The organism is Ruminococcus sp. RTP21359st1_H3_RTP21359_211015 (assembly GCF_040909065.1).
Lineage (GTDB): Bacteria > Bacillota > Clostridia > Oscillospirales > Ruminococcaceae > Hominimerdicola > Hominimerdicola aceti.
This window is the reverse complement of record NZ_JBDGDD010000002.1, coordinates 107,235-122,346: the sequence shown is the minus strand read 5'-3', so window position 1 is coordinate 122,346 and position 15,112 is coordinate 107,235. Positions and strand designations below refer to the sequence as shown.

The following is a 15,112-nucleotide window of genomic DNA, read 5'->3' as shown; positions in this document are numbered from 1 at the left end:
GACTACACATTATCAAGAAAGGACGATCAAAGATGGCAAAAAAGAAAACACAGATCCCGAAGTACGGGACCATTACATTGAAAGGAATCCAGTATTACAGAACCAGGATTACGGATGCAGATGGCAAAGAGTTGAGTTTGTATGCCGCAACTTGTGAAGAATTGTATGAGAAGCAGTTAGAGGCCCGGAAGCAGGTGGAAGAAATTATCTTTCACCGGCAGCATCCGACAGTAGCCGAGTATGGCGAGAAGTGGCTGCTGATGCAGTCGGCAAAGGTGTCTGCGTCTACACTCAGAGGTTATACGAGGGATATGACAAACTATATCATCAAACCTCTGGGAGAGATGTATATGGAAGAAGTGACTGCTGACGATATTCGGCTGGCGCTTGTTCCATTGTCAAAGAAATCGGAAGGCTTATACAATAAGGTCAATATGCTACTCAAGTGCATTTTTTATGCGGCAGAGAGAAATCAAATTCTTGAACACAATCCCTGTGCGGGAATATCCGGTAAAGGCGGAAAACCGACAAAAAAGAAGGAGGCATTGACAGATCAGCAGGTAGCCGTGCTTCTGGATACAGTCAAGGGACTTCCTCCATATTTGTTTATTATGCTCGGTTTGTATTCCGGTCTGCGTCGGGAAGAAATTCTTGCACTGCAATGGGATTGTGTATTTCTGGACGAGGATACACCTTATCTATCGGTGAGGCGGGCATGGCGTACAGAGCATAACAGACCCGTGATTTCTACGGTGCTAAAGACTCCGGCGGCAAAAAGGGATATTCCGATACCGAAGTGTTTGGTGGATTGTCTGAGAGAAACGAAAGAAAATTCCATATCAGATTATGTGATTGCTGACAGCAAAGGGGAGCCGCTGGCTGCTTCGCAGTTTCAAAGAGTGTGGCAGTATGTCGTTGTCCGCTCCACTAAGCCCCGGAACTATTATAAGTATGTGAATGGGCAGAGCATCAAATACACGGTTACCCCAACGCTGGGCATGACCAAGAAAAATCAACCCAAAATCAGATATACGCTGGACTTTGATGTAACCCCGCATCAGCTGCGGCACACTTACATTACCAATCTTCTCTATGCTGGTGTTGATCCAAAGACCGTCCAATACCTTGCCGGACACGAAAACAGCAAAACAACTATGGACATCTATGCAAAAGTGAAGTACAATAAACCAGAGGAGCTGTTTGGGGTAGTAAATGGTGCGTTTCATCAGGCTATTGCTGAATGAAAAAATGCCGTTTTTTATGGTCCGCACACCGGATAACTGAGAGGCAGAAAGCCGGAAAATCCCGGAGTATCAAGGGAAAACAGCTCAAAAACTCGCGCAATACGGTCTCAAAGCCGCAAGACGTGCTCCACAGTTCTCAAAGAGATAATCAGATACCTCAAAACTTGCGTATTTACGCACTTTGCGAGTGGTCAAAAACTCTTTGGTCAACATTTGGTCAATTCAAAACCTCCTTGTTCGCGCAGGGAGGTTTTTTTATTTGCCTTTATGCAAGGCACAGCTCAATCTGTTCGGCAGTTCGGGCTTTTGTTTTACGCAGAACATCAGCGTAGATGTCAGCAGTTACGTTCACATCACAGTGACCAAGATGCTCAGACACGACTTTCAGGTCGATACCGCTGTTTAAGAGCATTGTAGCGTTGCAATGACGGAGCTGATGAAGAGTCATATCCTCAAACTCCGTTCCTTTGGTGAAGCGTTTGAGTGACTGATAGACTGAATTACGGTCACGGTAGTTTCCTCTTGATGATACGAACACCATTTCAGGGTGAGCGAAGTCATCACCGAGGGCATATTTCAGCTTTTCGATATACTCTTTCTGTGCAAGAAGTACCTTTTTCAGCTCCTGCCCCATACCGATGATGCGGATACTGCTCTCAGTCTTAGGATCAGTCAGTTCATGCTTTCCGCCTATGTCGGTCAACGTGTGGTTTATCGAGATAGTGTTGTTCTCGAAGTCGATATCCTCCCAAGCAAGTCCAAGGCACTCTCCCGAACGCATACCCGTGTAAAGCAGAACCTTGATGATACGCTTGAAGTCCTCGTACCACGGCTTACTTTCGAGGTATTCCATGAACCTTTTGAGCTTGTCTTCCTCTAAAGCCTTGTTTTTACGACTTTTCTTACGTTTCGGCAGTATCACGTTACGGCAGGGAGTGTCACGAATGAAGCCCTGCTCTGCTCCTCTGCGGAAGATGCTCTGCACTATGACGTACAGTTTCTTAACTGTTGCAGGGTTCAGGTCATAGGACTGCATTATCTGCGTCAGCCTGGGAGCATTGATGTCCTTTACCTTGATGTTGCCAAGAACAGGCTCGATGTGGTTCTTGTACTGCCCCTTGTAGGTGTAGATCGTGCTTTCTTTCAGCTCCTGCGGAGCGTAGTTTGTGAAATACCAATCTGCAAGCTCGGAAAAACGCATATTTTCGTTCAGATGAGAGTAACCTTTGCAGTGTCTCTCGAACTCGAAAGCGTACTCCTGGGCGAGCTTTTCGGCTTTCTTTGGTGTCACTCCGTCGGGCGGAGTGTAGGTTGTTGATTTTACAAGCTGTTTGCCGTTCATATCGCAGCCGACAAACACCCTGATGCGGAATGTGTTTCCGCGTTTTGTTATATTCGCCAATGTAAATCCTCCTAAATTTACACTACGGCATATCTCTGTATTTAGCATTGTAGCGCACTATTCTATCTTTGTCAAGTGCTTTCGGAGATATGCCGTAGCTTTTTTTCTTTTATTCTAACTCTGCATTTCTTGTTTTGTTAAACTTATACCGGGCAAAATCCTCCGCAAGTCCACAAGCGCATATGAACGCCCTTGCTTTCTGTAGATCACGGGATAGCTGATCTTCACGCTTGATGCGCTGTGCTTCGGCGTTCAGCTTCTTACGGCTAAGGTAATGAGCGTTCTCCTCTTTCTTCTTGTACTCCGAAAGCTCCGAGGACACCGCTTCAAACTTCTGCATCACAGCCCCAAGTTCCTGCACGGCAGTGTCACGTTCTTTTTTGAGCTTTTTGATGTTCTTCTCCATAGCAACATACTTCTTAGCGGCGTCGCTGAGCTTGTCATAGTCCTCTTTGGAAAGTGTGACCTTTTTGCTAAATACGGACTCCTTGGCTTCGATGCTTTCGATCTCACCTATGTTCACCTTTTTCTTTGCCAGTTTCTCAAACTCGGCAACTGTCTCATCACGCTCGGCGGTGAGTCTTTCGATCTCAGCATTGAGAGCATTTATCTTGTCCTGATGTTCGCCGTACTCCTCGACCTTATAACTGTAACCCCTGGACTTCTTCGGTTCGGAAATTTCAATGCCGTGAGCATTGCAGATATTCTTTAAAATATCCCACTCATTGTGTCTCCAACGGTCATTCGCTTTCGCATCATTTCCGAAGCCCATTTCCTCCATTGCTTTGTTCTTCGCATTGCGGACTTCAAGTCCACGAGTGAAGTGACCTACGGGGATATAATTGATGTGCAGGTGCGGAGTTGATTCATCAAGATGCAGCACCGCATTGAACACATAGAAGTTAGGATTTCTCGCCTGAAATCCCTCCATATATTCACGCAGACATTCAGTCGTTATCTCGGCATCAGGAGTGCCGACGCCAGTGTCTTTTCTTGTTCCGATATAAACGAGATGTTCGTAGAAGCTTTTTTGCTTGTTCGTGCCTGTAATAACACTTTTGCTCGGCAGGCGATTGAACAGGTGTTCAAAGTAGTTACCGATCTTACGATCCTTTCTTTTCTGATTAGCGTTGTATCTCTCAACCGCTTCATCGAAAAGCTGATGATAAGCATCACTCAGAGCCTGCTGAACGAACACAACATTGTTCAGTGTTCTGGAGCTGTCGATATTCTTGGCAGAGAACTCTCTGTTGTTATGTGAAAGGCTGCCTTTACCCTCGCACATCGAGATAGATTTTGTACTCATGTTATAGTCTCTCTTTCATAAAATTTTTTTCATCATGTAAGCCATGACGGGCTTGAAGAATTACGCACAAGACAGAGCTTGTGCTACTAAGAACATTTACGCCCTGTCGGGCTTTGAAGAATTTCGCATAAGACGGAGCTTATGCTCCATATAGCCCTGATGGTCAAATTGGATTGCAACGATACGGAGATCGGCAACCCAAACGGTGCGAAGCACCGGATTTTACTTGCGGTGCGCCGCCAGTAACCCCAAAGCACTTTTGACAGCCGCCTACACGACTATCAAAAATGCCGGGGCTCTGCGAGGCTCTTATCGGCTGGCGGAGCAGCCGAAATTGTGGGTACGGTTATTCTGAATCGTACCCGTGAGAACTTCGGAAATCCGCATTACAATTTTGAAAAATCAGCTCTCATTTTTTCTGAAAATCTGCTATCTCAGCAACGATATTTTTCATGGAAAGCCGACCAGCTTTGTTGCAGTTTATGAACTCAAAACAAAGGTACCCTGCGTAGTCCAGATGATGCAAGGAATATACAAAACGCTCGTCACATTCTTCATTGGGAGAAGCAGGAGCAAATTCTCTCCATTCACGCATCCGCCACAGATAATCATTGAGTGTTCGCCACGCTGACTTCTCCCATTCTTCATAGGCTCGTTTTTCTCGGACTCGCTTCTGATATTCGGACACTTTTTCCGCAGTCGGAGCTTTACCGATTTCGATATGCAGAGCGTAATCATCGTTGAGCTTTTTCACAGCATCAATAGGCTTGTCCAATCCGAACATTTTCTGCGTGAAACCGATAACGTCAACGTGCGTTCCGCAGCCGAAGCAATGAAGAGCATCGGGATAAATTTTTGCAGAGGGAGTACGCTCGTTATGAAACGGGCAAAGTGCCATACCACCACGGGATATTTCAAGACCATATCCCTCCGCTACCGTTCTCATATCAATAGCAGATTTTACTTGCTCGAATACCGTCAATTCTGGAAATAGTTAAGCAGGTCAGCCTTGTTGACAAGTATCTTTCCACGAACACCTTCGCCTGTGCGGATATACTTGATCTTGTTCTGAGCTACAAGCATACGGACAGTGTGTTCGGAAAGCCCGCCAATAAGCTCGGTACATTCCTTGACGGTCAGCATCTTCACCTTTTCAGGTGCAGGAGCTTTGGTTGTTTCGGGGACTGCGCCCTCATTAGGCTCTCTGTCGTAAGCGACAGCGGTCATGAGTTCAAGTATCTGGTCGAGAAGCTGTTCTTTTCTTTCGTTTGTCATAATTAAAATCCTCATCTTTCTATCTAAGAGTTTTGTGTTTTATGAACTTTGAACATTTTGAGCATTTTGCAGTTTCAAAGTGTGCAAAATGCGGAAAGTTCAGGGTCATCATCTGTAAATGTTCGGGTTGATGATAACATCTGTTATCGTTTTGTTGTTTGTGCCCTTGCTTATGTTGCGGACGATATACCTGTATTCCTCCAGCATATCCATTGTCTCAGCAAAGTCGGCGGCGTTCTTAAATAGTGTGCATCTGCACAGCTTGTACAGGTCATTCTGCCTGATATTTGTGATGTGCTTGGAGCGTATCTTGTTTATCACACGTTCTGCCTTTATCGTTCCGTGGTCAACGTCACCGAGACTGTACGCATATATCGCCTGTTCACGGAAATACTCACCGATCTCGATAGCGTTACAGAACGTATCAAGCGTGACAAGGTTCTCTGCTGGCTCAACACCATTCAAAGCACACTTGATACAGTGAATGATACCGCACAGGCGGAGCAGTTCGCCGTGATACTTACCGCCCCAGTCTTTGCAGAATGCCATATCCGTGAGGAGCATCGGCTCAATACGCCTGTTGTAGTAATCTACGAACTCACCGTATGTCTTTTCGTCGAAATGGAGATACAGCTCTTTCTCGTCATTATAGGCGAACTTCTTACCGAGGAGCTTGTATATCAGCCGCTTGTAATTCTCAGCAACGGCTTCAGGAACAGCCTGCGTATCATATTTACGATAGCCGATATTGCTTACGGGGAAACAATACAGAAAACGTGCTATCAGTCCGCTGCCACGAAACACAGGATTATTTATCATGCTATCGAACATATAGGGCTGACACGCAAGACAGATGCTCATGTACGGCTTTTTCAGCACTATACTCGCCCTGGTCGCTCTGTCGCTGATATACGTTTCACCATTCCACGATTTCAGCAGGAGATCAAGGTTCGGTATATTGTTGCTATAACGTCCGCTGAAATTACCGAGCATTCCTGATTCATCGGATATCATCAGGAGTGTGCCGTTTTCTTCAAGCAGATTTACAAGAGATTCGGGCGTAACATCGTCAACAGCTATCCTGCGGAAGTTGCTCGGAGACATATTGCTAAGGTCTGTTTGCAGCTTGGCAATCTCCTCGGCGGTAACGTCTTTCTTCTTTTCAAGTGCTTCGAGCTTGCTCTCTAACAGCTTGTATTCTGCCTGCGCCGTGAAGATGTCCTGCTTGTTATGCTCGTTCCAGTCGTGAGCGAACTGTATATACGGTCGCTTGATAAGAGAGATAACAGGAGACTTCTTGAAGCTCGGCTCTGCTATCGTCAGGGTGTCGAGTACCAGCGGCTCAGTATGGTCACGCTTGGCCGACATACGGTACACGCCCGAAAAGCAGTAGCTCACCGCCGAGAGTATTGAAGTGCCTGCCATAGCAACGTCCGTTGATGTGGTAGTCGCTATTGCGTCTGCCATATCACCTATAATAGATGGAAGTGCGTTCACAGGGAACGGCAGGAGGTTTGTCCCGTCGGGACGGAGTGGTATGGGCTGAACCCACGTTGTTTCGTTGTTCAACTATCATCTTCCTTTCAGATGTATTTATAAAAGCGAATTTATATGTATATCGGTCAGCATCTTGTATGCAATACCGCTGTCAGCCGACCGTCGCCTGCTGACATGACCATTGTAACATTTCTTTCGGAGGTCCTGTGCGTGTATTGCGTATTTACGCAAAAGAATACGTATAATATTTTTGAATACGCTGTATATTACGCTATAATACGCATTATAATTGACATTTTGCGTGTGATATGTTATAATATCAGAAGATACCGAAAGCGAGGAGAGCGTATGGGAACTACGACAATTTACCGTATAAACGAAACAGACCGCACGATAAATATCGCACAGTCTGTTAATGATACTGATGAAAGCTTACACGGCGTAGTTTTGAATACAAGAATGTACACTTTTGATGAGCTGATGAATCAGCATAAAGTGTTCTGCGAACATACCGAGCCTTATGACGCTTTCAAGGACAGGCTCAACAGCGCCTTGCGTATTGACAAGAGCATTGAAGTCAGCACCGATGATATGATAGCAAGGTTTATAGCTGAATATGGGGAGAATATCTTTTTCAGAGGATATGTCAGCTCTGTTATTGAGTTCTATGACAAGGAGAGGCACGTCCTACTGAAACCGAATGACGTTGTTATCGCCAAGCTCAACAGAAGAAAGATACAGGACGAAGTTTCCCGAAAGCTAATGGAGTTCATGGATACGCAGTTCGCCCTGATGTGCAGTGATGCGTATTTCAGCCATAAGTCTACTATGGAGCATTTTATGATACAGTCCGGAAGAACGATAGTTGCTGCCGATGATTATACATTCAATGTGTTCCGTGAAAGCGACAATTGCCTGCTTACCATCCTTGCAGAGATCGGGCAGCTCGTTCATCATAACAAGTGGATTGTCTGCGAGTGCGGTTTCTGTCATAAGCTGTTTCTCGGAACGGAAAGAGAAGTCTGCTGTCACTCCGCCGAGTGCATCGAAGCACAGAAACAGCAGAAGGAAGCCATATACAAGGAAAATACAAAGGCATACTCAGCCGTGAAGCGAGATTATGATGCTTATGTCCGCAGATATAAGAAGGTTCTCGTTGAAGCAGGTGTTGAGAAGTATCACCCTGCCGAGTTTGACGAGTTTATACAGGCGAAGCAGGAACGTATGGAAGATATGGACAAGCTCAAAAAACGCCTGATACGCAACGGTCTGCCGACCAAGGAGCTTGAAAAACTCAGTGCTAAGTATAAGACGGAGATAAAGGCTATTGCAGAAGAGCTTGTTGAGAGGTTTGGGAAGAAGAGGTGAACTTTGACTCCGGTGGGTTCAAAGTTAAAATATTGATATCAAAAAACATTTTATAACAAATATTGACTTAGATTCTATACCATGTTATAATAATACAAATAGCGATTCTACGCTAGGTATCGCTTGTTATGATTGTGGAGGTATAGGAGAATGAAACAAGATAAATCAAAGTGGATAGCTTTCTTTACTCAGCAAGTTGCTACTGAAAAAGAAAAGATTTGTTCCAGATATAAAAACTATAAAGATCAAGCAAGTGCAATCAATCAGTTTATAAATGATATACGTGATAATTCAATTCGCTCCTTGAAAGCACATTCAAATGAATTAACCCAGTCTGAGTTACTTGATGAAATCCTTATTATAACATATGCTTCTTATATAGTGATGCTTGATGCAAGAAATTCAGTATGGCCTTATGAATACATGGCTTTTGCACGACGTATTGGTGAGTTATGGGAGCCGTTCTGCAAACTGCCTTTCGAATATCCAATAAAAAAACTGACAATTATCTCTCCACCTGATTTCAATAAAGTTCAGGATACCATAAAGAAGGATGCTACGAATTATATTGATAGTTTAAAGCTAGATCAAGAAACAAAAGACGAATTAAAGCGTCACTATGCAATCCCGTGGACAATGGTTGATAGTGGTGGAATCAAACTCGGGCTTGATCTCCATTTTGAACAAGATGGCATTCATTACAACTGTGATTTCAAAAGCGGGTTTAGTTCAAATGAAAAAGGCAATACAAACCGCTTGTTACTTGTTGCAAGTATCTATAATTCACTTGGAGAAATTGAAAAAACGATATTGTTTGTAAGACAACCAGAAGATGATAATAATCACTATCTTCAGACTTTGAAAAACTCTCCCTATTGGGATGTATACTGTGCAAACGATGGCTACGCTGCAATGAAACGATTCACAGGTTTTGATATGCGTGAATGGCTTGATAATAACGTCGATTGGGAAAATGATATAAGCAGTGAATTAAGGGAGCATCTTGAGAAAAATGATCTTTTGCGCTACTTGACATGGTAAGCCTAATGTGTTATACTTAAGTCAAGGCTTAAGTATAACAAGTGAGGGATATAAATATGAAAGATCAGTTTTGTTCGTTTTATACCAATTCAGAAGATATTACATTTTATATGTCTTCGCGATTAGGGATACATGATGGTGATATTATTTTAGAACCATCAGCCGGAGAGGGTATATTCATAGATGAGATACTTAACGCCAAGAAGCAAGTTCACATTGATGCTTTAGATATCAATGATGATGCTATTTCAGTTTTGCAAAAAAAGTATGATGATAATCCTGATGTTGATGTTCGTAAAACTGATACGCTATTCGATCCTCAACTCGATAAATATGACATATCGCAATTATGGTTAAAGCAAACGGACACATTGTTGGATGAACAGTTAGATTTTTTCAACTCTACAGGTGGATATTATACTGGCGTTATAGGCAATCCGCCGTATGGTGCTTGGCAGGATTATGAACGACGTGATCAATTAAAAAAGAAATATGTCGGACAGTACGTCAAAGAAACCTATTCTTTGTTTTTATTGAGGTGCATATCTGTATTAAAACTAAACGGAAGATTATCTTTTATTATCCCTGATACGTTTTTGTATGTTAATATGCACACAAAGCTTCGTGAGCTTTTATTGAAGAAAACGAAAATTGAGGAAATCATTATTTTTCCGTCAAAGTTTTTCCCTGGCATTAGTTTTGGATACTCTAATTTATGTATCATTACTTTAGAACGAAGCGAAATGCAAGACGCAATCAACAATTCAGTAAAGATATATAGAGGATTTAAAAAATCCGAGGAATTTCGTCAGTTAATCGCAAATGATACATTGCCAGCTTACATAGAGCAGTTTAATCTTAAACAAAGTGAGGTCTTATCTAATCCTCAACATAGATTTGTTTTCGCTGATAATCAAATAGTTTCTTTATTAAGGGAAACCACAGTCAATCTTGGAGATGTTGCAGATGTAGTAACAGGTTTCTATACAGGAAATAATACTAAATTCATTAAAGCTGCATCAAATGCTGTAAAAGGTGCAAAAAACTATGAGGTTATAGATCCAAGTATGATTGTAGATAATTCTTCTACTGATGGAGCATCAGACCTATCCGAAGCATATATTCCATTTATAAAAAGTGCATCTGATAAACGATATATTCGTAGTCGTGAGGATTGGTATGTGCGCTGGGACAGCGAAACTGTCTCCTTTTATAAAGCTGATAAAAAAGCTCGATTCCAGAATTCCGAGTATTATTTTAAGACGGGTATCGGAATTCCTATGGTTAAGTCAAGTAGAATTAAGGCTTTTTTGATGCAGAACCGAGTATTTGATCAATCAATCGTAGGGATATTCCCTAAAGACAAAACAAAGCTTAATTATATATTGGCATTAATGAACTCTGATATAATCAATCAGATTATACATATCATCAATCCAACTGCTAACAACTCTGCTAATTATATAAAGCTTATCCCTTATATTGAGCCATCTTCGATGTTATTAGATGAAATTAGCGAAACGGTTGACAGAATTGTAGAATTATCAGAAAATATAGATGATAAGACTATCAAACAAATGGAAGATAAAATTGATTCTATGATAACGAGCATTTACTTAGTTTCAAGTCATAAACAAGCAAAATAAATATTTGATCCAGTGATAATCGAACCTGAATTAATGATATTTGTTAGAAATTTCAGTTATGTTTAATGAAAGGAGTACTTATGAAAGACAAAGAAACTATTGTTTTTCTTCACCTGAGTGACATACACATTGGTAAAGAAAAAGATATAAGTGATGAACATATTAGGAAGATAGTTGATTCGCTAAAAAGCTACAAGTCTATTAATATTAAAAATGTCATTATCATCCTTTCTGGTGATATTACATATTCTGGCGACGCTTCACAGTTTTCAAATGCAAAAAAACTTATTGGAAGTTTATTAGTTAGCCTTAACAAGGTCTTTAAATGTAGCTGCACAGTGTTAGCTGTTCCTGGAAATCACGATGTTAATCATGCTGGATCACCATTGAACGTAACATTGCTTAAAGACAATAAGTATTCAGAATGTGAAGTGGGGGAATATAATAAACTTAATTCATTCTATAATTTTGCTCGTCTCAATAAATGCTTTGAGCATTCGGAAATATACTATGACATACGTAGACTTTCAATTGGCAACTGCAAAATCAAAGTGAATCTAATTAACAATGGGATTTTTTCAACTTGCGATGAGTACAAAGGGCTTCTGTATTTACCAAATGATTACATTGATAAGCTTTCAGATAGAGAAGATGCTGATTTTGTTATATCAATAATGCATCATGCACCGGATTATTATAGAGATGATATAAAAAATCGAGTAGAAGATACTATTGTGAAGAACAGCGATATACTTTTTCATGGTCACGAGCATTACAATTATAGTAAACAGACTTCATTTAATGGTTCAGATTGTACAGTCATTCAATCTGGCGGCTGTTTATGTAATAATGGGAATTGGGATGATAGTTCGTATTTGGTAGGATTACTGGATACCGAGTCTCTAAAATATGAATATTATAAGTATACGTGGAATAGTAGTGCCAAACAATACGAACACGATAGTGGGAAAAAGGCACAAGTCAAGCCGCAAAAGCCCGACTTGAAAATAACAGAAGATTTTCAGGAGTTTATTCATGATGATAATGAGGAAAAGTATTATGTTTTTCCTTCAATTATTTATCATGGCAATAAATCTACTGAGAATTTTTTAATTGAAACATCCAGCTATTTTGAGGAAGAATTACAAAAACACAGATATTCTATTATTGTTGGAGCTGGAAATGTTGGAAAAACCACACTATTAAAGAATCTATTTTCTTCTTTTGCAAAAAGCCATTATGTTCTTTATGCCAGCCCTGAGAAACTTCTTGAAAAGAGCAAACATAAAAGACAGAATATCGATAAACTAATCAAGGCTCTTTTTGAGGATATATATGGTAGTAGCAAAAGTGAATGGCAGGCGTTTGAACAATCTGACACAACTGATTGTATATTTATGCTTGATGACTTTGAACAAATCGATGGCATAAACATTAGTAACTTTTTCAAATCACTAAGCGGTAGATTTGGCACAATCATTATAACTAATACTCGAATAATTGATTTTGACACATCTATTATCAATATTGACGAAAAAGAAACTATAGCAAAATTTGAGATTAAGGCACCTGTAGGCCATAAGCGCAGAGAAATAATAAGAGCTGTAGCGTTAGATAAAGCCGATGACAAATCAGAACAAAATATTGAGAATATTGTTAAGCAAGTGGATCGAATTATTAAAACACAACTTAACATCATTCCGCCAGAGCCATACTACATTATTCAAATGGCAGAAAACTTTATGAATCATGTAGGTGAAGCTATATATAAAAGCACTAATGCCTTTAGTAAAGTTTTTGAAGCAAATCTAACTAATAAGATTGATGATGCACTAAAAACTAATACTAAGAATAGAAATATTACAGTTGATCTTATGTATGTAATATTTAGAAAAATAGCCTATTACATTCATTTTAATAAAGCATATCCTGTAAAAAGATGTGAGATTGGAAAAATAATTAAAGAATATAATGCTGAATATGGGAATAATCTTGAAACTGAAGACATAATCAACATTGCAAAAACTGCAAAAATTATATCAGATACTGAAGAAAGTCGTGAAGAATACAGATTTAGAAACAAAAGTATTCTGGCATATTTTGTTGCAAAAGAGATCGTTGCGAGAAAAGATGTTGCTGGCTTGGAAGATGTAATAAATAAGGCTTGTATAAACATTTGTACAGATATCCTTTTATTCGTTATATATCTAACTGATGAGACTTCAATATTAAGTCAAATAATGTCTTCTATTAATAGAACAGTAGTCGAAGATACATCGTGGGATGAATTCAGTATACCTAATAAGGTTCCTATGTTCATTAAAACTTCCAATCAACTATCTGTTAATACAAAATCAATTAATAAAAAAGAAGAAAAGAAACAAATTGAAAGATCGGAAGAAACAGTAGAGGAATCAATGGTAAAAGAGTTCAAAATAAGGGATATATATGATTGGGATGACTCTATTATTGACGAGTATAATAATAAATTGTTCCGAATGATGTCCTTACTTCAAATTATCGCAAAATCCCTTCCTTGCTTTGAACATCTTTTGAAAAAAGATAAAAAGAGTGAACTGATTCGCTTATTGTATACGCTACCAAACAGGATATTTATGTTTTGGTGCAACTTTATTGAGAAACACTACGAAGACATCATAAAAGAATTAAAAACACATCCATATTTTACAACAAAGAAACCTCAAATGAGAGAAAGTGACATTGATCTAAAAGTGAGGTCATCATTTGCACTATATTCAATGGATTTACTATTGAACCTTTACTATATTCCCGTTTTGAATGCTGCCGGAAAAAACACTGTACAATTTTTGAACAGCGTTGAATTCTTCGACTATAGAGAAAACCCAACCTATCAATTAGAACATCTGATGTTTGTGGAGCAAATACAAGATTCAAATGAATTTGTATCATCTGCATTGGCTTTACAGAAAGATTATAACGAAAAAGTTTCTTCGTATCTTTTACAATGCATTGTTCGTCATGGGCTTATAACACGTAATGATACACGTGAAAATACAGACAGACTGGAAAGCAAATTCTTTCCTAAAGCAAAGAAGCCCCTTCTAATTGAAAGGGCTAAAGATAAATATTCAAAAAAGTAGTAACGTGCAAGTCCTGCCCTTGCTGGTCGTTATTCACTGGGTAAACGACCTATTCCCAAGTGAATTGAATGCATATCATCTCGCTACGCTGACGTTACTACATTATAAGTATACTCTATTGGTTGTGATTTTATTCATATAGTACTTGTTTTTCAAAAAACGGCTGCACCCGAAGGCACAGCCGTTTATCCTCAAATATAAACCATACACTCAAACACAGCTTCTCTCGCCATGTAGACGAAGCAGTTCTCCAGACCGAGTATCTTCTCGGCATCACCGCTGAGGACAGCTTTCTTATAGCAACTGTCGGTCTGCTTCCAATGCTCCACCTGACGGAAGATAGCTTCACTGACTTTTAGTTTCATATCATCAAGGTACTGAATGATCTTACCCTCGTTGACGAGCCTGCGAAGCCTATCGGGGCATTTGCTGTCAGAATAATGAAGATGATACCTGATGAAGTCGGTGTGGTAGGTCTTGCTCTCCTCGGTCTGCGTATCGGCATTGAAGTGAGTGACGGTCACGGTATTGGTATCAAGTCTCCACAACGGAACGTATTTCTTTTTCAGCTGATTGTATGCGGTCTGTTCGCTCTTGTATCTGCTCATACCGTCCACCTCACTTAATTGGCTTTATCATTTCAAGGACGAGTTGTGCGCCAACCTTGAAGCCCTTGCGGAATTCGTTGCGATTGGAAAGATTGTGCAGCTCAATGTCCGCTGACTGATACTCGTTAAGAATATCGGTGCTGTCGGGATAGGCTTTCTTCAGTTCGGCTTCTGCCTTGACGAGTCTGTCGAGGGCGACTCTGTATGCTCCGTCCGTATCCTCAATCTCGGTTAGGTGGAACAGGTCATAATCGTAAAGTTCATCGAGGATTGTTCTGCTCATAGTTCACACCTCCTCATTTCCGCTGAAATAAGACAGCAGGCTTTCCTTGTTGACGAGATACTTGCCACGGACACCCTCACCTGTTCGGAACGCTTTGATCTTGCCTTGTGCTATCAGCATACGGATAGAATGCTCGGAGATACCTTCGATCAGCGCGGTACACTCCTTGATAGTCAGCATTCTGACCGACTGTGCAGGAGCTTTGACAGGCTTTGATGATGTTGCAGGCTGTTCCTGCACTTCTTCCTCGGCGGTCAGTTGAAGCAAGAGGTTAATGATTGTGTTTACGATCTCACGTTTTTCTGCTATTGTCATAATGA

13 protein-coding genes are annotated in these 15,112 nt (G+C 40.6%); 5 read left to right on the top strand and 8 right to left on the bottom strand.

The features are described 5' to 3' along the window. Positions 1 to 32 precede the first annotated feature (32 nt). Positions 33 to 1,244 carry a tyrosine-type recombinase/integrase gene (locus tag AB5Z01_RS01285; RefSeq protein ID WP_368365218.1) on the top strand — a complete coding sequence of 404 codons (1,212 nt, stop codon included), beginning with the start codon at positions 33 to 35 and terminating at the stop codon, positions 1,242 to 1,244. Positions 1,245 to 1,509: 265 nt separating this feature from the next. Here the strand turns inward: AB5Z01_RS01285 and xerC are convergent, their stop codons facing one another. The 5 genes from xerC to AB5Z01_RS01260 form a co-directional block, all read right to left on the bottom strand. Continuing rightward, entirely contained in the window at positions 1,510 to 2,646 is a 1,137-nt protein-coding gene (gene xerC, locus AB5Z01_RS01280) for a site-specific integrase (protein ID WP_332008369.1), read from the bottom strand. 109 nt (positions 2,647 to 2,755) lie between these two features. Beyond that, on the bottom strand, positions 2,756 to 3,952 hold the full coding sequence (locus AB5Z01_RS01275; protein WP_332008368.1) for a plasmid recombination protein: 1,197 nt from the start codon (positions 3,950 to 3,952) through the stop codon (positions 2,756 to 2,758). 409 nt (positions 3,953 to 4,361) lie between these two features. Next, entirely contained in the window at positions 4,362 to 4,934 is a 573-nt protein-coding gene (locus AB5Z01_RS01270) for a CHC2 zinc finger domain-containing protein (protein ID WP_022287497.1), read from the bottom strand. Next, the gene (locus AB5Z01_RS01265) at positions 4,931 to 5,227 is read right to left on the bottom strand and encodes a helix-turn-helix domain-containing protein (protein ID WP_022287496.1); all 297 of its coding nucleotides are present in this window, start codon (positions 5,225 to 5,227) and stop codon (positions 4,931 to 4,933) included. Before AB5Z01_RS01265 ends, AB5Z01_RS01270 begins: the two co-directional genes overlap by 4 nt. Before the next feature lie 108 nt (positions 5,228 to 5,335). Continuing rightward, positions 5,336 to 6,796: a YfjI family protein gene (locus AB5Z01_RS01260; RefSeq protein ID WP_022287495.1), complete on the bottom strand. Its 1,461-nt coding sequence runs from the start codon at positions 6,794 to 6,796 to the stop codon at positions 5,336 to 5,338. Between the two features lie 276 nt (positions 6,797 to 7,072). On the opposite strand from AB5Z01_RS01260, the gene AB5Z01_RS01255 reads away from it, so the two are divergent. The 4 genes from AB5Z01_RS01255 (at position 7,073) to AB5Z01_RS01240 (ending at position 13,901) form a co-directional block, all read left to right on the top strand. Next, a complete protein-coding gene (locus tag AB5Z01_RS01255; protein WP_022287494.1) occupies positions 7,073 to 8,092 on the top strand; it encodes a hypothetical protein in 1,020 nt (339 codons plus the stop codon). Positions 8,093 to 8,242: 150 nt separating this feature from the next. Continuing rightward, positions 8,243 to 9,133 carry a hypothetical protein gene (locus tag AB5Z01_RS01250; RefSeq protein WP_195220366.1) on the top strand — a complete coding sequence of 297 codons (891 nt, stop codon included), beginning with the start codon at positions 8,243 to 8,245 and terminating at the stop codon, positions 9,131 to 9,133. A gap of 56 nt (positions 9,134 to 9,189) precedes the next feature. Next, positions 9,190 to 10,779, top strand: a complete 1,590-nt coding sequence (locus AB5Z01_RS01245) for an N-6 DNA methylase (protein WP_195220364.1) — start codon at positions 9,190 to 9,192, stop codon at positions 10,777 to 10,779. 80 nt (positions 10,780 to 10,859) lie between these two features. Then, positions 10,860 to 13,901, top strand: a complete 3,042-nt coding sequence (locus AB5Z01_RS01240) for a metallophosphoesterase (protein WP_265290717.1) — start codon at positions 10,860 to 10,862, stop codon at positions 13,899 to 13,901. Between the two features lie 191 nt (positions 13,902 to 14,092). On the opposite strand, the gene AB5Z01_RS01235 is transcribed toward AB5Z01_RS01240, so the two are convergent. From AB5Z01_RS01235 to AB5Z01_RS01225, 3 genes are read right to left on the bottom strand one after another with little or no spacing between them, the layout of a single operon-like run. After that, positions 14,093 to 14,509, bottom strand: coding sequence for a hypothetical protein (locus AB5Z01_RS01235; protein WP_022288007.1), 417 nt, complete (start codon positions 14,507 to 14,509; stop codon positions 14,093 to 14,095). 10 nt (positions 14,510 to 14,519) lie between these two features. After that, complete coding sequence (locus AB5Z01_RS01230) at positions 14,520 to 14,792, bottom strand: DUF6809 family protein (protein WP_195220359.1); 273 nt, start codon at positions 14,790 to 14,792, stop codon at positions 14,520 to 14,522. 3 nt (positions 14,793 to 14,795) lie between these two features. Continuing rightward, entirely contained in the window at positions 14,796 to 15,107 is a 312-nt protein-coding gene (locus AB5Z01_RS01225) for a helix-turn-helix domain-containing protein (protein WP_022287334.1), read from the bottom strand. Positions 15,108 to 15,112: the final 5 nt, after the last annotated feature.